This is a genomic window from Rhodanobacter sp. FW106-PBR-R2A-1-15, assembly GCF_058789735.1.
Genome location: NZ_JBYTEM010000001.1, coordinates 251,985 through 268,642, shown reverse-complemented (window position 1 = coordinate 268,642; position 16,658 = coordinate 251,985). Strand labels below are relative to the sequence as shown.

The window sequence follows — 16,658 nt, the reverse complement described above, 5'->3', positions numbered from 1 at the left end:
CCTCGGTCTTGCTCATTCAAACCCGCCCAAAGTGCCTGTTTACGGCATGTTCGCAGCCTATTTTTGTTTTGTCGACACCCTCTCAGAGCTTGTGAAGAAAACCACATCCTGTGGTTTTCTTCAGTCGCGGGTCCGGTACACGCCCGGCCCTCGGGCAACTGCTCCTGCGTTGCCTCAACTCGGGCATCCATACCCTCGCCATGCCCTCGCCGTGGCCAGCCTGAGAGGTTGAAAAAATCACAACCGCTCAGAAGCCGTAGTTCAGGAACCCGCCGTCCACCGCCAGCACCTGGCCAGTGATGTAGCTGGCCGCCGGCAGGCACAGGAAGGCGATCGCCGCGGCCACTTCCTCCGGCTCGCCGATGCGCTCCAACGGGGTGCGCTCGAGCACCTCGTCCAGGTAGTCGGCATCGGCCAGCGCCGGATCGGTGCGCTGGGTGCGGATGTACCACGGCGCCACCGCGTTGACGCGGATGCCGTCCACCGCCCATTCGGCGGCCAGGTTGCGGGTGAGCTGGTGCAGCGCCGCCTTGCTCATGCCGTAGGGCGAACCGGTGCGCACGTGGGTGATGCCGGAGACCGAACCGACGTTGACGATCGCCGCGTTCGCGTGCTGCACCAGCTGCGGATGCGCCAGCCGGCACATTTCGAAGGCGGAGAACAGGTTCTGCTCGAAGATCGCGCGGTAGTCGTCCTCGCGGTAGTCCAGCGTGGCCCCGGGCTGGTTGCCGCCGGCGTTGTTGACCAGCAGCGACACCGGCGCGCCGAGGTCGGCGATCCAGTCGAACACCGCCAGGCGGTCCTCCGCCTCGGTCAGGTCCGCGCCGAACGCCAGCACCTCGACGCCGGCGAACTCGTCGGCCAGCTCCACCCGCACCTGTTCGAGATAATCCTCGTCGCGCGCCACCAGCAGCAGGTCGGCGCCCAGCCCGGCCAGCTCGCGCGCGGTGGCGTAGCCGATGCCCTTGCTGGCGCCGGTGATCAGGGCGGTGTGGCCATGCAGTTGCCAGGCGTCGAGGCGGCTGTTCATGGGCGCAGCTTAGAGCCTGCCCAATACCTCCGCATAGCCCGCGGTGCCTTGCCAGCCGGGCCGCCGCGGCGGGACACTCGGCGGCGCCGATTCCCCACGAGAACCGCCATGAAGCTGCTGCCGCCCCTGCTTTGCGTCCTCGCCCTCGCCGCCTGCTCCGGCAAACCGCCGGAGCCGCAGGCCAAGCCCGCGCAACAGGTGGCCACGCCGTTCGACGAGATGAAGAAGGTCGAACAGCGCGCCAAGGACGTGCAGAAGACGGTCGACCAGCAGGCCGAGGAACAGCGCAAGCAGATCGAGGCGCAAACGCAATAGGCCCCTCGTGCACGACAGCTCTTCGTAGAGACGGGCACGGCCCGCCAGCTCTTCCACGATCCGCGCCAGGAGCGGCGGGCAGTGCCCGCCCTACGATGCTGTAACGAACGGCATCGCCCGCGGAGCCTGCCACCGACTGGCTCCAGGGATGGACTCCTGCAGAGGCCTTTTCGCCACGAACGTTTCCACCGCCCACGCTGCTAGCGCGGGCGGCACAGGCAGTCCGCGTAGATGTTCGGCGTGCCCGCCTTCGCGTGGCGCAGCAGTTCGAGTTCCGGCGCCAGCGCCGGCAGCTGGGCGAACCAGTCCGGCAGGCGCACGCCCCACGACTGCAGCACGTGCATGGCCGCGTTCTGGTTGAGTCCGACCAGGAAGCGCTCGAAGCCGCCCAGCGGCGCTTCCACATAGCGCACCGGATAGCCCTTGCTGAGCTTGGCCAGGCTGGCCGCGTCGGCGACCGCGTCCTGCAACCCGCCGAGCTGGTCGACCAGGCCGCGCGCGAGCGCCTGCCGGCCGGTCCACACCCGGCCCTGCGCGATCGTGTCGATCGCCCCGTAGCTCTTGCCGCGTGCCTTGGCCACGTTGCCGACGAAGTCGCGGTAGCCCTTGTCGATGATCGCCTGGATCACCGCGCCGACCTTCGGGTCGAGCGGGCGGCTGATGTCGAACGCGCCGGCCAGCGGGCCGGTGCCGACGCCATCGCTCTTGATGCCGAGCTTGGCCAGCGTGTTCGGCACCGTGTAGTACATGCCGAAGATGCCGATCGAGCCGGTGATGGTGTTCGGTTCGGCATAGATGCGGTTCGCGTTCATCGCGATCCAGTAGCCGCCGCTGGCCGCCACGTCGCCCATCGACACCACCACCGGGATGCCCGCGCTGCGGGTCAGCTCGATCTCGCGGCGGATCTGCTCGGCCGCGTACACCTCGCCGCCGGGCGAGTTGACCCGCAGCACCAGCGCGCGGGTCTTGCGGTCCTCGCGCGCCTCGCGGATCAGCGCCGCGGTGGATTCACCGCCGACCGAGCCGGCCCCACGCTTGCCGCCGGCGATCTCGCCCTCGGCCACCACGATCGCCACGCCCGGCGCGAACGCTTCGGCGTCGTGCGGCAGAGCGGCCGCGTAACGGGCAAAGTCGACCTGGCGGAAGCTGTGGCCTTTCCGGTCGGCCGGGACGCCTTCCTTGCGCATCATCGCGATCAGCTCGGCTCGGGTGGCCAGGCCGTCGACCAGGTGCTGCTGCAACGCCAGCTGGGCCAGGTTGCCCTGGGTGCTGGCGATGCGTTGCGGCAAGTTGTCGATGTCGTCGCGCAGCGTGGCCGGGTCCAGCTTGCGCATGGCCGCCACCTCGTCGACCCAGCCGTTCCACAGGCCACCCATCCAGTAGCTGTCGGCCTGCTTCGCCTCGGCCGAGGCGTGGTCGAGGATGTACGGCTCGGCCGCGCTCTTGAACTCGCCCACGCGGAACAGGTGCACGTCGACGCCGAGCTTGTCCAGCAGGTCCTTGTAGAACAGCCGGTAGTTGGCCAGCCCGGTGATCATCACGCCGCCCTGCGGGTCGACCAGCAGGCGGTCGGCATGCGCGGCCAGGTAGTACTGGCCCTGGTCCAGGTTCACCGCCCAGGCCACCACCGGTTTGCCCGCGGCGCGGAAACGGTCCAGCGCCGCACCGACCTCGCGCAGCGCGGCAAAGCCGCCGCCCTGCAGCTGGTCCGGCAGCAGCAGGATGCGGCTGATCCGCTGGTCCTTCGCCGCCGCGTCGATCGCGTCGACCAGATCGCGCAGCTGTACCTGCCTGGGCTGTTCGCCGGACAGGCCGGCCAGCGCGCGCTGCAGCGGGTCGATGCTGTACTGCTCGACCAGCTGGCCCTGCGGCCGGAGCACCAGCACGCTGGCGTCCTGCACCGTGCGCGCGCTGCGGCTGCCCAGCACGCCCGCGGCCAGCAGCAACAGCAGCACGCCCAGCACGCCGAAGAACACCAGGTTGAGGATCACCAGCCGCAGCAGGTTGATGCCGCGCCCGAGCGTGCGCAGGAAGGCCCAGAAGCCGTTGCGGCGGGGCGGTGGCGGCGGGGGAAGCGTCATGTCGGCAGGTATCCGGAATCGTCGGGGTAAGCGTAGCCGCTCAGGCTGGCGCGGTCATCGGCACGGGGCGGCGCCAGCGCTGGCGCCAGGCGCTGCGCCAGAAGCGGGTGAACAGCATCGCGGCCGCCGCCGAGAGGCCGGCGATCAGGCCGATCCACATACCGCGCGCACCCATGCCGTGATGGAACGCCAGCCACCAGCCCACCGGCATGCCGATCATCCAGTACGCGAACAGGGTGATCGCCATCGGCACGCGGGTGTCCTTGAGGCCGCGCAGCGCGCCATTGGCGGCGACCTGGATGCCGTCGGAGAACTGGAACAGCCCGGCCAGCATGATCAGCTGCGCGGCCAGCGCGATCACCTTCGGCTCGTGCGTGTACAGCGAGGCGATGAAGTGCGGCAGGCCCAGCATCAGGGCGGCCGAGAACAGCTGGGTGAGCAGGGTCAGGCCGATCCCGCAGAAGCCGGCGTAACGCACGCCGCGCTCGTCGCCGCGGCCCACCGCGTTGCCCACGCGCACGGTGATCGCCATGGCCAGGCCGAGCGGAATCATGAAGAACAGCGAGGCGATGTTGATCGCCACCTGGTGGCTGGCGATCACGTCCTCGCCCAGCGTGGCGATGATCAGCGCGGTAGCCACGAACAGCCCGGCCTCGGCCAGCAAGGTCACCGCCATCGGCAGGCCGATGTGCACCAGCGCGCCGATTCGGCGCCGGTCGGGCCATTCGAAACGGTCGAACAGGCCCAGTCCGCGATAGTTGCGCCGGAAGATCACGTAGACGCCGAACGCCAGCAGCTCCAGCCACAGCACGATCGCAGTGGCCACGCCGCAGCCATGCGCGCCCTGCGGCGGGATGCCCAGCTTGCCGAACATCAGCACGTAGCCCAGCGGCACCAGCAGCACCAGCCCGCCCAGGCTGAAGTACATCGACGGTCGGGTCAGCGACAACCCCTCGGACAGACCGCGCAGCGCGAAATAACAGGTCAGCGCCGGCGCGCCCCAGCTGATCGCCAGCAGGAAACGCTGTACGTCGTGGCGCAGGCTCGGCGTCACCCCGATCAGCTCGATCAGCGGCTGTGCGTGGCGCACCGCGAACCACAGCAGCACGCCCATGCCCAGCGCCAGCCACAGCGCCTGCTGGAACACCGCGCCGACCTCGCCGCGGCGGCCGGCACCGTCCAGCTGGGCCACCGACGGCGGCACTGCCATCATCATGCCGATGCCGCAGACGATCGCCAGCGACCAGATGCTGGCGCCCACCGCCACCGCGCCCAGCACGTGCGCGCTGACGTGACCGGCCAGCACCGCGTCGATCACGTTGCTGCCGACCGCGGCCAGCTGCGCGGCGATCAGCGGCAGCGCGAGGCGCACGGTGGCGCGCACCTCGTGCAACAGATGCGCGCGTTCGGGGCGGAAAGGTTTCATCGACACAGCACACTCCAGGGTCGGCCATTCTACCTGAGCCATTGGTCACGGCCGGCACGCCGCCGGCACGTGCGCAGGTCGCCCGCTGCACCGGCAAGGGAACCGCGATGAAGCAGCTGACCCGTTACGAAGACCTGCATTGCGCCGACTGCGGCGTCGCCATGCAGGGCGGGTTCTGCCATGCATGCGGACCGTCGATCCACCGCGTGCTCAAGCCGATGCGCCACATGGCTGTAGAGGTGGTGGAAACCCTGCTGCGCATCGACAGCCGCATCCTGCGCACGCTGCCGGCGCTGTTCCTGAAACCGGGCTTCCTCACCCTGGAATACTTCGCCGGCCGCCGCATGCGCTACATCGCGCCGTTCCGGCTGATGTTCGTGCTGTGCTGTGCCTGCTGAGCTTCTTCGTGTTGCACCTGGCCACCTCGGCGGCGATCACCCGCAGCGGCGAACAGCGCCAGCAGAAGATGCTGCTCGACCGCGACGAGGACTTCATGCAGGCCGCCAGCGCGAAAGAGGTGCGCAGGCTGCTGGAGCGCAAGACGAACGCGCTCGACGCGGTGCGTACCTTCGGCAGCGGCGCGATGGCTGCGCAAGCGATCGGCGTGCAGCAGCGGCTGACCGAACTGCACGCCCCACCGCTGCCCCCGACGACGGCCGCCGGCGGTCGACCGCGGCACGGCCATCGCGCCGCTGCAGCCGTTGCGGCTGGCCTGGCTGCCCGATGTCGCCGACCGTCAGCTGACCGCCGCCTGGCAGCGCATCGGCAACAACTCGCACATCTACCGGCATGGCGACGCGGTCAGCCGCAAAGCGGCCAAGGAACGCATGGTCAACGGCGTCTTCGGCAAGCTGCCGGGCGCCATGCTGGTGCTGCTGCCGATCTACGCGCTGCTGCTGAAGCTGTTCTATGTGTTCAAGCGGCGGATCCACATGGAGCACCTGATCGTGGTGCTGCACAGCCATGCTTTCCTGTTCCTGTGGCTGCTGGTGCGGTGGCGCCGGTCCACCTGCTGCTGATGCAGAAGCGGGTCTACCAGCCGGGCTGGCCGATGACCGTGTTGAAATTCTGGTTCGTCGGCTGGCGCCACTTCTGGCTGCTGGCGCTGGTGCTGATGGTCGCCACCGCGCCGGGCATGGCCCACCGAGGCCGCGGCGCGGCGGTTTTGCACAGCGTCACCAGCCTGTCAAGGCAAGCGCAAGCAAGTTGTCAATTGTGTGAACTGCAACTTGCCGACATTTGCAGACCATTGAACGAAAAGGACTTTTTTTCGTGACCAAAACCTCGTCAGAGTGTCGCCGAAGGCGTCACGGTGCGCTTTGAAGCCCCCCCTACCCGTGGCATCCACAGACTTATCCACAACGTTTGTGGATAAGCGCAAAAACCTCCGGACGCTAGCCACTTACCCACGACTCCTCGACAAGCGGGCAGCAAGTCCGCGCAAGCTGACCGCGGCGGCACACCTGCCGCGGCAGCCATCCATCGGACGCGGGCTGCCGCGGGCGGCGGTTACACTGGCCCGCCACGAGGTAGCCCATGCCCGCCGTTCTTCGCGTCGCCCTGCCGGTTCCCCTGCCCAGCCTGTTTGACTACCTGCCGCCGGCCAGCGGCGAAGCCGGCGTGGGCAGCCGGGTGCTGGTGCCGTTCGGTCGCCACCGGCTGGTTGGCGTGGTGGTGGCGATCGACGCCGAAACCGCGGTGGACGGCGGCCGGCTGAAGCAGACGCTGCGCCTGCTCGACGACGACGCGCTGCTCGATGCCGAGCTGATGCAGACCCTGGCCTGGGCCGCCGACTACTGGCTCGGCGCGCCGGGCGAGGCCTACGCCAACGCCTTGCCGCTGGCCCTGCGCGAGCCGAAGCCGCTGCCGCCGATCGGCGACGAATACTGGTCGCTCACCAGCGCCGGCCACAGCGCCCACGACGCCGGCAGCCGCCGCGGCAGCAGCAAGGCGCTGCTGGCCCTGCTGAGCGGCGGTGCGTTGAGCGCGCAGCAACTGGGCGAACGCCAGCCTGGCTGGCGCGAGGCGGCGCGCCGGCTGGCCGCAGTCGGCCTGCTCGAACGCAGCGAGCGACCGCCGTCTGTCCGCCCGCTGGCGCCGTCGCGGGCGCCGCCGCTCAACGACGAGCAACGGCAGGCGGTGGCCAGCGTCGGCGCCAGCCTCGGCCAATACCAGCCGTTCCTGCTCGACGGCGTCACCGGCAGCGGCAAGACCGAGGTCTACCTGGCCTTGATCGAACAGGTGCTGGCCCAGGACAGGCAAGCACTGCTGCTGGTGCCGGAGATCGGCCTGGCGCCGCAGACCGTGCGGCGCCTGCGCGAGCGGCTCGGGGTGGGCGTCGAGGTGCTGCATTCGAACCTGTCCGAGGGTGATCGCGCGCGCGCCTGGTTGCGCGCCCGCGCCGGCAGCGCGCGGGTGATCCTGGGTACCCGCTCGGCGGTGTTCACCCCGCTGCCACGGGCCGGTCTGATCATCGTCGACGAGGAACACGACGGCGCCTACAAGCAGCAGGAAGGCTTCCGCTACCACGCCCGCGACCTGGCCCTGGTGCGCGCCCGCGCACTGGGCGTGCCGGTGCTGCTGGGCTCGGGCACGCCGTCGCTGGAGTCGCTGGCCAACGTCGAGGCCGGCCGCTACCGCAGCCTGCACCTGCGCGCCCGCCCCGGCGCGGTGCGACCGCCCATGGTGCAGATCGTCGACATGCGCGCGCAGCATCTGGAACACGGCCTGTCGCCGGCGCTGCTGACCGCGGTGGCCGAGACGGTGGCGCGCGGCGAGCAGGCGCTGGTGTTCCGCAACCGCCGCGGCTACGCACCGGTGCTGCTGTGCCATGCCTGCGGCTGGCACGCGGCCTGCCCGCGCTGCGAGCGCCCATTGACCCTGCACGCGGGCCGGCGCCAACTGATCTGCCACCACTGCGACTACCGCCAACGCGTGCCGCCGGCCTGCCCGACCTGCGGCGCCGGCGAGCTGAAAGCGCAGGGCCAGGGCACCGAGCGGCTGGAGGAAGCGCTGCTGGCGCAGTTCCCGCAGGTGCCGGTGCTGCGCGTGGACCGCGAGACCACCCGCCGCCGCGACGCGTTCGAGCAGCTGCTGGCCACGTTGCGCGACGACCAGCCGGCGATCCTGGTCGGCACCCAGATGCTGGCCAAGGGCCACGACCTGCCCAACCTCACCCTGGTCGCGATCGTCGGCGTGGACGAAGGCCTGCACAGCATCGACTTCCGCGCTGGCGAACGGCTGGCGCAACTGGTGGTGCAGGTGGCCGGCCGCGCCGGCCGCGCGCGCAAGCCCGGCCGCGTGCTGTTGCAGACGCACCAGCCCGAACACCCGCTGCTGCGCTGCCTGCTCGCCCAGGGTTATGCCGCGGCCGCACGCGAACTGCTGGCCGAGCGCCGGCTGATCCGCCTGCCGCCGTACAGCCACCAGGTGCTGCTGCGCGCCGAAGCGGTGCAGCGCGAGCAGGTCGAGGCGTTCCTAGCCGCCGCGCATGCCGCGCTGCCCGCCGACGATCGACTGCAGGTTGCCGGGCCGATGCCCGCGCCGATGCCGCTGCGCGCGGGTCGCCAGCGTGGCCAGCTGCTGCTGGAATCGGCCAGCCGGCAGGCGTTGCACGCGATGCTGCGGCCGTGGCAGCTGGCGCTGAACGCACTGCCCTCGGCGCGCAGGTTGCGCTGGTCGCTGGACGTCGATCCGATCGACCTTTACTGAAAGGCTCTCAGCCGGCGTCGCGCTTCAACGAGCCCGGCTTCACCAGCCAGCGCACCGCCAGTATGCCCAGCTCGTAGAGCAGGTACATCGGCACCGCCAGCATGATCATCGAGGTGATGTCCGGCGGGGTGATGAACGCGGCGATCGCGAACGCGCCGACGATGGCGTAGCGCCGGCTGGCGCGCAGCTTGTCCAGGTCGATGACGCCCACCGCGGCAAGCACCACCACCGCTACCGGCACCTCGAAGCACAGCCCGAATGCGAAGAACATCAGCATCACGAAATCGAGGTAGTGGGTGATGTCGGTCATCATCTCCACCCCCTGCGGCGTGATCGCGGTGAGGAAGCGGAACGCCGCCGGCAGCACCAGGAAATAGGCGAACGCGCAGCCGATGTAGAACAGCACCAGCGCCGCGGCCAGCAGCGGTCGCGCCAGGCGCTTCTCGTGCTTGTACAGACCGGGGCTGACGAAGGCCCACAGCTGATACAGGATCATCGGCATGCTGATGAACAGTGCCACGTAGAACGCCAGCTTCAACGGCGTGACGAACGGGCTGGCCACCTCGGTGGCGATCAGGTGCGCGCCCTCGGGCAGCCGCGCCACCAGCGGCGCGGCCAGTTCCGTGTACAGGCGGTTGGCGAATGGCACCAGCGCCAGCAGCACCACCAGCACGGTGGCGCTGGCCTTGAGCAGGCGCGAGCGCAGTTCCAGCAGGTGCGAGAACAGACCCTGCTGCAGATCGACCTCCGGCTCAGGCGCGGCCATGCGGCGACTCCGGGGCTTTCGGTGCTGGCGCGGCGGTGTCGGCGAACAGGTCGCCGGTGGCGCGGTCTGGCTCCGCTGCCGCCTGCGGCTCGGTCGCGGCGCCGGCGACTGCGGCGGGCGGCTCGGCGGCTGCCGGGCTGCCGTCAACCGCCAGCGCGGCGTGCTGCATCTCGCGCACCTGCGCCAGCGTGGCGTCCAGTTCGCCCTGCGCCGCTTCCGCCTTTGCCGCAGCTTCGCGCGCGGCGCGCTTGATCTCCTCGATCTGCAGTTCGCGCTCGACCTCCGCGCGCACGTTGTCCCAGCTGCTTCGCATGCGCCGCAGCAGGGCCCCAGCGGTACGCGCGGCGCCCGGCAGTTTCTCCGGGCCGAGCACGATCAGCGCGATGAGCGCAAGCAGCACCAGCTTGCCGAAGCTGATCTCGATCATCGCCGCAACCCGCCCGCCGCCCGCGGCTTACTTCGGGTCGCTGGAGTCGCGCTGGCCCTGCGTCGCCTTGTCAGCGGAGCTGGCCGGCGGATCGGCGCGCAGGCGCTCGGCCTCTTCCTTGCGCTTGGCCTCGTCCTCGTCGCCATTGAGGCCTTTCTTGAAGTCCCGCATGGCGTTGCCGAGGTCCGAGCCGATGTGGCGAAGCTTGCCGGTGCCGAAGATCACCACCACCACCACCAGCAGGATTATCAGATGCCAGATACTCATGAATGACCTCTAGAACGGAGGGAACCGGAAACCCATCGAGCCACGCGCGCCGGCCTTTCCGCATCAGCGCGAAGTGTACTCTTCGAGACGGTCACGAAAGTCGACCACCGGCGTCGGCACGTTGCCCACGCCGCCCTCGAAGATGCGCCGTGGCGTGATGCCGGCGCCGTACACCGCGGCGTTCGCATCATAGTCGATGCGCAGCGCCGAACCGTCCAGCGCCACGCCGGCGAACAGGCCGCGGCTGCGCGAATAGGAGTAGATCTCGGCCTTCATCTGCGCGTCGGTGGAAGCGCTGGCGGTGCGCCCGACCGGGCCGGCCGCGGCGGAGGCGTCGGCACCCAGGGTGAACTTGCCGTTGACGATCGAATCCACGCCGCGCTGGGTGCGGAACACCAGGATCACGTCGGTCGAGGACACGCCGGCCTGGAAGCCCACGCTGCCGCCGGTCATGGTGATGAAACTGGGGTTGGACCAGGTGCCGTTCGGACTCTTCACCGAAATCAGCCCCTCGCCGCGGCGACCGCCGAAGATGAAGCCGGCCTTGATCATGTCCGGGATCACCGCGATCGCGCGGGCGTTCTGCAGCAGGTCCTTCGGGATCGCCTTGTCCGGCGCCTGCATGATGTCGTTCATCACCCGCACCGCATTGGCGGCGCGCACCAGCGGCGGGTCCTCGGCGTGCACGGCCACGCTCGGCAGACACAGGACCAGTGCGGCCAGCAGCAGACGTCGCAGCGATGTCTTCAACATGGAGCAGCTCCACTCGGGTTCGGGGAAAGGGCGGCGCCACGCGCTGCACCGGGCTTGTGGCAGACTACGCGGTCAGCGCAGCCACGACTGTCACGATGCCACGCAGCAACCACTATACCGGCGTTGCCGACGATTCCGATGCGCCGGCCGTTCAGCCCGTTCAGGCTGGCGTGCTGCTGGTCAACCTGGGCACGCCGACGGCGCCGACCGCCGCCGCGGTGCGGCCGTACCTGGCCGAGTTCCTCAGCGACCCGCGGGTGATCGACTACCCGCGCTGGCTGTGGTGGCCGATCCTGCACGGGGTGATCCTGCGCGTGCGGCCGGCCCGCTCGGCGCACGCCTACGCGCGCATCTGGAACGAGCGCGGCTCGTCGCTGCGCTACGGCAGCGAAGCGCTGGCTGCGGCGCTGCAGGCGGAGTTCGACCGCCAGCGCCCCGGCGCGCTGCGGGTGGCGCTGGCGATGCGCTACGGCGAGCCGTCGGTGGCGCCGACGATCGAGCGACTGCAGCGCGAGGGCGTGCGTCGACTGCTGGTGCTGCCGCTGTACCCGCAGTATTCGGCCACCTCCACCGGCTCGGTGATCGACGCGGTGGCCGATGCCTGCAAGCAGCTGCGCTGGCCGCCGGAGCTGCGCCTCGTCAACGACTATCACGATGACCCGGGCCACATCGCGGCGCTGGCGACGAGCATCGAGCGCTGGTGGGCGTCGCACGGCCGCGGCGACAAGCTGCTGCTGTCGTTCCACGGCATTCCCGAGCGCTACGCGCGGCTGGGCGATCCGTATGCGGAGCAGTGCCGGCGCAGCGCACGGCTGTTGCGCGAACGGCTTCGACTGGGCGAAGACGAGATGGTCGTCAGCTTCCAGTCGCGGGTGGGTCGCGAGCACTGGCTCGAACCATATACCGACGCCACCGTGCGCCGGCTGGCCGGCGAGGGCGTGCGCCGGCTCGACGTGGCCTGCCCCGGTTTCGCGGTGGACTGTCTGGAGACGCTGGAGGAGATTGCGATGCAGAACCGCGACTTCTTCACCGCCGCCGGCGGCGAGTCACTGCGCTACATCCCCGCGCTCAACGACAGCACCGAACAAGTCGCCAGCCTCGCCGCGCTGGTACAGCGGCACCTGGGCGGCTGGCCGGAAGCCGACGCGTGAGCGATCCGCACGAACGCCGCATCGCGCTGCCGTCGCTGAGCCTGGCCGCGCAGGTGTGGGGCGACGACAGCCTGCCGCCGCTGCTGGCGCTGCACGGCTGGCTCGACAACGCCGGCAGCTTCGCGCGGCTGGCGCCGCGGCTGGCCGCGCGCTGGCGAGTGATCGCGCTGGACCTGCCCGGCCATGGCCACTCCGGCCATCTCGCCGCCGGCGCCAGCTACCACTACGTCGACCACGTGCAGGCGGTGCTGGCCGCCGCCGACGCCCTGCAACTGGAGCACTACACCCTGCTCGGCCACTCGTTGGGCGCCGGCGTCGCCAGTCTGGCCGCCGCGGCACGGCCGGAGCGGATCGCGCGCCTGCTGCTGGTCGAGGGCCTCGGGCCGCTCGGCGACGACGGCACGCACACCCTGCAGCGCTTCCGCGACGCGCTGGCCCCACGCAGCGGCAACGGCAAGCCGCTGCGGGTGTTCCGCGACGTCGCCCAGGCGGTCGCCGCGCGTCGTCTGGCCAGCGGCCTGCCCGCCGAACTGGCGCAGCCGATCGTCGAACGCGGCCTGGCCGAAACCGACGGCGGCTGGCGCTGGCGCAGCGACCCGCGGCTGACCCGCCCCAGCGCCGTACGACTGGCGGAGTCGCAGCTGCATGCGCTGCTACGCGGGATCGACGCACCCACCGCGCTGCTGCTGGCGCAACCAGCGACGCCTTACCTGCCCGACGCAATGATGCAGGCCCGCGCCGCCTGCGTGGCGGATATCGCGGTCAGCCACCTGGAAGGCGGCCACCACCTGCACCTCGAACACCCGCAAGCCGTCGCCGACTGGATCGACGCCCGCCACGCCGACTCATCACCGCGCGTGTAGGAGCCCGCTCGCGGGCGATGCTTTTGGAGCAGGGATTCGGGATTCGGGATTCGGGATTCGAAAGAGTATCGCCCGCGAGCGGGCTCCTACAACATGGCGGGCGACTCAGGGCTGCTTGAGGCCCAGTGCGTCCAGCCCTTGCTCGAAGCGGATGTCGACCGGGATATGCGCCTGGTCGAGCCGCTTCAGGTCGCCGGCCAGTTCGGCGTCGACGGCGCCCAGCTGGTCGGTGAGCCGCTTCGCCGCATCGTAGTCGCCGTCGCCCTGGATGGTCAGCAGTTCGGCCGACAGCGCGTTCGTCGCCGCGGTCATCTTGTCGAAGTCGACGCGGTAGCGGCCGGTCTTTTCATCGCGGCTGAACGCGCCCTGCTGCTTGAAGAAGTTGAAGCGCACCATGTTCGCCTTGGCGTGTGCATCGGATGCGCCGAAGCGCACCGAGCGCAGGATGCCGGCGAGGAAGGTGACGTAGTTGTCCATCAGCTTGGCCTTGTCCAGCTCGCCCTTGTCGGCGAGCTTGGTCACCATGTACAGGCCGAGGATGTCCGCCTTGCCTTCCTCGAAGCTGGAGGCCTGGTCCTTCAGCGCCTTGCGCACGGTGCCTTTGGCGTTGAGGGTTTCCTTGATGCCGAGGCCGTGGGCGACTTCGTGGAACATGGTGTTCTGGAAGAACGCGTCGAAGCTGAGGTTGTGCTGCTGGTCGTCGGCGATCAGCTCCTTGGCGATCGGCAGCATGATCTGCTCGAACTTCGCCTGCATCACGTTTTCCAGCTGCAACCGGCGCGTGCCCTTCTTCAGCTGCACCTGTTCGTCGTTGGGCAGGTTGATCGCGATGGTCTTGGCGCCCGCGTTGGCGTTGCCGCCGTAGTAGATGGCGAAGTAGGCGTTGAGGTCGGCGTCGGCGCCGGGTTTCTCGGCCATGTACTTGTCGGCCACCGGCAGCTCGCGCTGCAGTTCGGGCAGGTACTTGGCGAAGCGCGCCAGCTTCTTGCTCCAGGCCTGGTCCTTGATCAGCACGTAGGACTCGTAGCTGGCCTTGTAGCCGTACAGCTGGTCCTCGTAGGTCTCGATCGGGCCGATCACGAGGTCGACCGGGTTCTTCTTCATGTCCATCCAGGCAAAGTCACTGGCCTGGTAGTCGTCGCTGAGCAGTGCGCCGGCGCGCAGCGTGAGGTATTTGCGAAAGCCGGGATCCTCCGCCAGTTTCGCGGCCTGGCGCAGCAGGCCGGCGGTCTTCTCCAGCTCGGCCTTGTACGCCTCGTGGTAGGGCACGGTGACCAGCTGGCCCTGCGCATCGCGGCGCAGCAAGGTGTACAGCGCGGTCTTGTCCTTCAACGCAGATGCTTCGAACTCGGCCTTGGTCATGTCCGCCGGATAGAACTGCGCGCCCAGTGGGCGCGCGCCGACGCCGTCGACGAACGGCTTGTCGTTGTCCAGCCGGTTCCACGGGCCGTAGTTGATCTCGGCGAATTCGCGCGTGGCGGGGTCGGCGATCTTCTGCAGCAGCGCATTCTTGTCGCCCCACGCCTGCTGCCAGTAGATCGCATTCATGCTGTCGGCCGCCTCGACCAGCAGCGCGATCATCTTCTTCTGCCGCGCGTCGAACTTCGACAGGTCGGCAGTGAGCTTCACCGTGGCGTAATCGGCCAAGTGCCGCTGCACGGCGTCGCTGGTGGCTGGCACCACCGGCGTGCTGGCGGCCGGCGCCGGCGCCAGTTCCTCCTTCGACACCGGTGCCGTGGCGGTGGCGCCCTGGTTGGAGGAACAGGCAGCCAGCGCCAGCAGCAGGCATGCGGGGAGCAGACGTCGGAGCATGGCGATTCCTTGGCGAAGGGTTTGCCCATGGTATCGCGCCGCGTCGGCGCGCGATGCGCGACGGGGGTACACGTGCCGCGCCGCGGCCGTTCGGCTATCGTGCCCTCCCCATCGCCGCGCCATGCCCATGGACCCGCCGCCGACTGCCGCCGCACCACGCCACCGGGCCGCGCTGGCGTTCATCTACGTCACCGTGCTGCTGGACATGCTGGCGTTCGGCATCATCATCCCAGTGCTGCCGCACCTGATCGAACAGCTGGCCGGCGGCGGCATTGCGAAGGCGGCGTGGTGGGTGGGCATCTTCAGCACGGTGTTCGCGATCGTGCAGTTCGTGTTCGCACCGGTGCAGGGCGCGCTGTCGGACCGTTACGGCCGGCGGCCGGTGATCCTGATCTCCAACCTCGGCCTGGCGGTGGATTTCGTGGTGCTGGCGCTGGCGCCCGCGCTGTGGCTGCTGTTCGCCGCGCGCATCCTGCTCGGCATGACCGCGGCCAGCTTCAGCACCGCCAATGCCTATATCGCCGACATCATGCCGAAGGAGAAACGCGCGACCGCGTTCGGCATCCTGGGCAGCGCGTTCGGGCTGGGCTTCATCATCGGCCCCGGCGTGGGTGGCTTCCTCGGCGGCATCGCACTGCGGCTGCCGTTCTGGGTGGCCGCGGCGCTGGCACTGGGCAACTTCCTGTACGGCTGCTTCATCCTGCCCGAATCGCTGCCGAAGGAGCGCCGCACGGCCCGGCTCGAACTGCACAGCGCGCACCCGTTCGGCTCGCTGAAGCTGCTGCGCAGCCATCCGCAGGTGCTCGGCCTGGCGGTGGTGCTGTTCCTGGTCTACCTGGCGCACTACGTGCTGCAGACGGTGTTCGTGCTTTATGCGGATTACCGCTACCACTGGGGCCCGCAGGCGGTCGGCTACGTGCTGATGCTGGTCGGCGCCTGCGACGGCGCGGTGCAGGCGCTGCTCACCGGCCGGCTGGCGCCGCGCTTCGGCGAACGCCGCGTATTGCTGGCCGGCATGCTGTTCGGCGTGGGTGCGTTCCTGGTGATGGGCGCAGCCGACACCGGCGGGGTGTTCCTGCTCGGCGTGCCGCTGCTGGCGCTGTGGGGGCTGGCGATGCCGCCGATCCAGTCGATCATGACCCAGCAGGTCGACCCTTCCGAGCAGGGCCGGCTGCAGGGTGCGATCGGCAGCCTCGGCAGTTTCGCCGGCATCTTCGGGCCGTACCTGTTCGCGCAGATTTTCGCGCTGTCGATCGCGCCGTCTTCGCCGGTCCATCTGCCGGGTGTAGCCTTCGCGCTTTCGGCCGCGCTGATGCTGGCTGGCCTGGTGGTCGCCGCCCGGGTCACCCGCCGGCTGCCGGCGGCCACGGCGCCGAGGCCCGGCGAAGCCGCTCCCGGCGTGCTTCCCGGCAAGCCGCTGGCGCTGACTGCCGCCGCTTCACCCGAACACTCCCGCAAACCAAAGGAAGATCATCCATGACACTTTCCATGTACCAGGTCGCCGTACCCGTCTTCGTCCGCGCCCTGGGCAACCTCGCCCACGTGCTGAGGAAAGGCGAGCAGCACGCGAAGGCGAAGAACGTCAGCGACGAAGTGCTGCTGCAGACGCGGCTGATCCCCGACATGCTGCCGCTGATCAAGCAGATCCAGATCGCCTGCGACACGGCCGCCCGTGGCGCCGCCCGCCTGGCCGGGGTGGAGCCGCAGAGCTTCGAGGACAACGAGGCCACGCTGGAACAGGCCTACGACCGCATCGAGCGCTCGATCGCGTACATCAAGAGCTTCGCCCCGGAGCAGATCGACGGTAGCGAGACCCGCACGATCCACCTGAAGATGCGCGACGGCGAGATGAACTTCGAAGGCCAGGCCTACCTGCTGCACTTCGCCATCCCGAACCTGTTCTTCCACTGCACCACCGCCTACGACATCCTGCGCCAGGCCGGCACCGACATCGGCAAGACCGACTTCATCGGCAACGCCTGAAAGGGCGGCATGGGGGCGGACCCGGCCAGAGGGGCCATCGCCCGATTCCCCAAAGTTTATGTGAACCCCATTT

The 16,658-nt window shown here is 69.5% G+C and carries 18 protein-coding genes and 1 pseudogene; 10 read left to right on the top strand and 9 right to left on the bottom strand.

Translation table 11 applies throughout. From position 1 onward, the window contains the following. The coding region (locus tag AC3WTD_RS01115; RefSeq protein WP_492612761.1) for a hypothetical protein at positions 1-232 on the top strand (232 nt) is incomplete at its 5' end. Between the two features lie 15 nt (positions 233-247). Here AC3WTD_RS01115 and AC3WTD_RS01110 read toward each other — a convergent pair. Further along, positions 248-1,030, bottom strand: a complete 783-nt coding sequence (locus AC3WTD_RS01110) for an SDR family oxidoreductase (protein ID WP_027494084.1) — start codon at positions 1,028-1,030, stop codon at positions 248-250. Positions 1,031-1,138: 108 nt separating this feature from the next. Here AC3WTD_RS01110 and AC3WTD_RS01105 point away from each other — a divergent pair, with 108 nt between their 5' ends. Continuing rightward, the gene (locus AC3WTD_RS01105) at positions 1,139-1,345 is read left to right on the top strand and encodes a hypothetical protein (protein ID WP_492612760.1); all 207 of its coding nucleotides are present in this window, start codon (positions 1,139-1,141) and stop codon (positions 1,343-1,345) included. A gap of 200 nt (positions 1,346-1,545) precedes the next feature. Here the strand turns inward: AC3WTD_RS01105 and sppA are convergent, their stop codons facing one another. Further along, positions 1,546-3,426 carry a signal peptide peptidase SppA gene (gene sppA / locus AC3WTD_RS01100; protein ID WP_492612759.1) on the bottom strand — a complete coding sequence of 627 codons (1,881 nt, stop codon included), beginning with the start codon at positions 3,424-3,426 and terminating at the stop codon, positions 1,546-1,548. Positions 3,427-3,466: 40 nt separating this feature from the next. Next, positions 3,467-4,852 carry an MATE family efflux transporter gene (locus AC3WTD_RS01095; protein WP_492612758.1) on the bottom strand — a complete coding sequence of 462 codons (1,386 nt, stop codon included), beginning with the start codon at positions 4,850-4,852 and terminating at the stop codon, positions 3,467-3,469. A 107-nt stretch (positions 4,853-4,959) separates the two neighbouring features. Here AC3WTD_RS01095 and AC3WTD_RS01090 point away from each other — a divergent pair, with 107 nt between their 5' ends. Next, on the top strand, positions 4,960-5,250 hold the full coding sequence (locus AC3WTD_RS01090) for a DUF3667 domain-containing protein (RefSeq protein ID WP_235642517.1): 291 nt from the start codon (positions 4,960-4,962) through the stop codon (positions 5,248-5,250). On the opposite strand, the gene AC3WTD_RS01085 is transcribed toward AC3WTD_RS01090, so the two are convergent. Beyond that, positions 5,202-5,483 (bottom strand): hypothetical protein, encoded by a 282-nt coding sequence (locus AC3WTD_RS01085; protein WP_235642516.1) that lies wholly within the window; start codon positions 5,481-5,483, stop codon positions 5,202-5,204. The genes AC3WTD_RS01090 and AC3WTD_RS01085 overlap by 49 nt on opposite strands. Before the next feature lie 70 nt (positions 5,484-5,553). Between AC3WTD_RS01085 and AC3WTD_RS01080 the strand changes: the two genes are divergently transcribed. The 3 genes from AC3WTD_RS01080 (at position 5,554) to AC3WTD_RS01070 (ending at position 8,563) form a co-directional block, all read left to right on the top strand. Beyond that, positions 5,554-5,871 carry a hypothetical protein gene (locus tag AC3WTD_RS01080; protein WP_027494090.1) on the top strand — a complete coding sequence of 106 codons (318 nt, stop codon included), beginning with the start codon at positions 5,554-5,556 and terminating at the stop codon, positions 5,869-5,871. After that, positions 5,871-6,128: a hypothetical protein gene (locus AC3WTD_RS01075; RefSeq protein ID WP_235642515.1), complete on the top strand. Its 258-nt coding sequence runs from the start codon at positions 5,871-5,873 to the stop codon at positions 6,126-6,128. Before AC3WTD_RS01080 ends, AC3WTD_RS01075 begins: the two co-directional genes overlap by 1 nt. A gap of 260 nt (positions 6,129-6,388) precedes the next feature. Further along, positions 6,389-8,563: a primosomal protein N' gene (locus tag AC3WTD_RS01070; protein WP_027494092.1), complete on the top strand. Its 2,175-nt coding sequence runs from the start codon at positions 6,389-6,391 to the stop codon at positions 8,561-8,563. Between the two features lie 7 nt (positions 8,564-8,570). Here AC3WTD_RS01070 and tatC read toward each other — a convergent pair whose 3' ends face one another. The 4 genes and pseudogenes from tatC to AC3WTD_RS01050 form a co-directional block, all read right to left on the bottom strand. After that, positions 8,571-9,329: a twin-arginine translocase subunit TatC gene (tatC, locus tag AC3WTD_RS01065; protein ID WP_027494093.1), complete on the bottom strand. Its 759-nt coding sequence runs from the start codon at positions 9,327-9,329 to the stop codon at positions 8,571-8,573. Beyond that, positions 9,316-9,756 carry a Sec-independent protein translocase protein TatB gene (gene tatB, locus AC3WTD_RS01060; RefSeq protein WP_027494094.1) on the bottom strand — a complete coding sequence of 147 codons (441 nt, stop codon included), beginning with the start codon at positions 9,754-9,756 and terminating at the stop codon, positions 9,316-9,318. The genes tatC and tatB overlap by 14 nt, the downstream gene beginning before the upstream one ends. Before the next feature lie 27 nt (positions 9,757-9,783). Beyond that, positions 9,784-10,023 carry a twin-arginine translocase TatA/TatE family subunit gene (locus AC3WTD_RS01055; RefSeq protein ID WP_027494095.1) on the bottom strand — a complete coding sequence of 80 codons (240 nt, stop codon included), beginning with the start codon at positions 10,021-10,023 and terminating at the stop codon, positions 9,784-9,786. A gap of 66 nt (positions 10,024-10,089) precedes the next feature. After that, positions 10,090-10,776 (bottom strand): annotated as a pseudogene (locus AC3WTD_RS01050) (lipid-binding SYLF domain-containing protein); the annotation flags it as partial. 95 nt (positions 10,777-10,871) lie between these two features. On the opposite strand from AC3WTD_RS01050, the gene hemH reads away from it, so the two are divergent. Together hemH and AC3WTD_RS01040 are read left to right on the top strand one after the other, a co-directional pair. Then, positions 10,872-11,927, top strand: coding sequence for a ferrochelatase (hemH, locus tag AC3WTD_RS01045; protein ID WP_492612757.1), 1,056 nt, complete (start codon positions 10,872-10,874; stop codon positions 11,925-11,927). Continuing rightward, on the top strand, positions 11,924-12,790 hold the full coding sequence (locus tag AC3WTD_RS01040) for an alpha/beta fold hydrolase (protein ID WP_027494098.1): 867 nt from the start codon (positions 11,924-11,926) through the stop codon (positions 12,788-12,790). The genes hemH and AC3WTD_RS01040 overlap by 4 nt, the downstream gene beginning before the upstream one ends. A 105-nt stretch (positions 12,791-12,895) precedes the next feature. Here AC3WTD_RS01040 and AC3WTD_RS01035 read toward each other — a convergent pair whose 3' ends face one another. After that, complete coding sequence (locus AC3WTD_RS01035; protein ID WP_492612756.1) at positions 12,896-14,602, bottom strand: DUF8614 domain-containing protein; 1,707 nt, start codon at positions 14,600-14,602, stop codon at positions 12,896-12,898. 127 nt (positions 14,603-14,729) lie between these two features. On the opposite strand from AC3WTD_RS01035, the gene AC3WTD_RS01030 reads away from it, so the two are divergent. After that, positions 14,730-16,082 carry a TCR/Tet family MFS transporter gene (locus tag AC3WTD_RS01030; protein WP_051257661.1) on the top strand — a complete coding sequence of 451 codons (1,353 nt, stop codon included), beginning with the start codon at positions 14,730-14,732 and terminating at the stop codon, positions 16,080-16,082. Then, entirely contained in the window at positions 16,079-16,585 is a 507-nt protein-coding gene (locus AC3WTD_RS01025) for a DUF1993 domain-containing protein (protein ID WP_027494100.1), read from the top strand. Before AC3WTD_RS01030 ends, AC3WTD_RS01025 begins: the two co-directional genes overlap by 4 nt. Positions 16,586-16,658: the final 73 nt, after the last annotated feature.

What these genes read in the sequence shown, in the direction of transcription:
- AC3WTD_RS01110 (WP_027494084.1), bottom strand. Translation starts at nt 1,030, where the DNA reads ATGAACAGCCGCCTCGACGCCTGGCAACTGCATGGCCACACCGCCCTG.
- AC3WTD_RS01105 (WP_492612760.1), top strand. Translation starts at nt 1,139, where the DNA reads ATGAAGCTGCTGCCGCCCCTGCTTTGCGTCCTCGCCCTCGCCGCCTGC.
- sppA (WP_492612759.1), bottom strand. Translation starts at nt 3,426, where the DNA reads ATGACGCTTCCCCCGCCGCCACCGCCCCGCCGCAACGGCTTCTGGGCC.
- AC3WTD_RS01095 (WP_492612758.1), bottom strand. Translation starts at nt 4,852, where the DNA reads ATGAAACCTTTCCGCCCCGAACGCGCGCATCTGTTGCACGAGGTGCGC.
- AC3WTD_RS01090 (WP_235642517.1), top strand. Translation starts at nt 4,960, where the DNA reads ATGAAGCAGCTGACCCGTTACGAAGACCTGCATTGCGCCGACTGCGGC.
- AC3WTD_RS01075 (WP_235642515.1), top strand. Translation starts at nt 5,871, where the DNA reads ATGCAGAAGCGGGTCTACCAGCCGGGCTGGCCGATGACCGTGTTGAAA.
- AC3WTD_RS01070 (WP_027494092.1), top strand. Translation starts at nt 6,389, where the DNA reads ATGCCCGCCGTTCTTCGCGTCGCCCTGCCGGTTCCCCTGCCCAGCCTG.
- tatC (WP_027494093.1), bottom strand. Translation starts at nt 9,329, where the DNA reads ATGGCCGCGCCTGAGCCGGAGGTCGATCTGCAGCAGGGTCTGTTCTCG.
- tatB (WP_027494094.1), bottom strand. Translation starts at nt 9,756, where the DNA reads ATGATCGAGATCAGCTTCGGCAAGCTGGTGCTGCTTGCGCTCATCGCG.
- AC3WTD_RS01055 (WP_027494095.1), bottom strand. Translation starts at nt 10,023, where the DNA reads ATGAGTATCTGGCATCTGATAATCCTGCTGGTGGTGGTGGTGGTGATC.
- hemH (WP_492612757.1), top strand. Translation starts at nt 10,872, where the DNA reads ATGCCACGCAGCAACCACTATACCGGCGTTGCCGACGATTCCGATGCG.
- AC3WTD_RS01035 (WP_492612756.1), bottom strand. Translation starts at nt 14,602, where the DNA reads ATGCTCCGACGTCTGCTCCCCGCATGCCTGCTGCTGGCGCTGGCTGCC.
- AC3WTD_RS01030 (WP_051257661.1), top strand. Translation starts at nt 14,730, where the DNA reads ATGGACCCGCCGCCGACTGCCGCCGCACCACGCCACCGGGCCGCGCTG.
- AC3WTD_RS01025 (WP_027494100.1), top strand. Translation starts at nt 16,079, where the DNA reads ATGACACTTTCCATGTACCAGGTCGCCGTACCCGTCTTCGTCCGCGCC.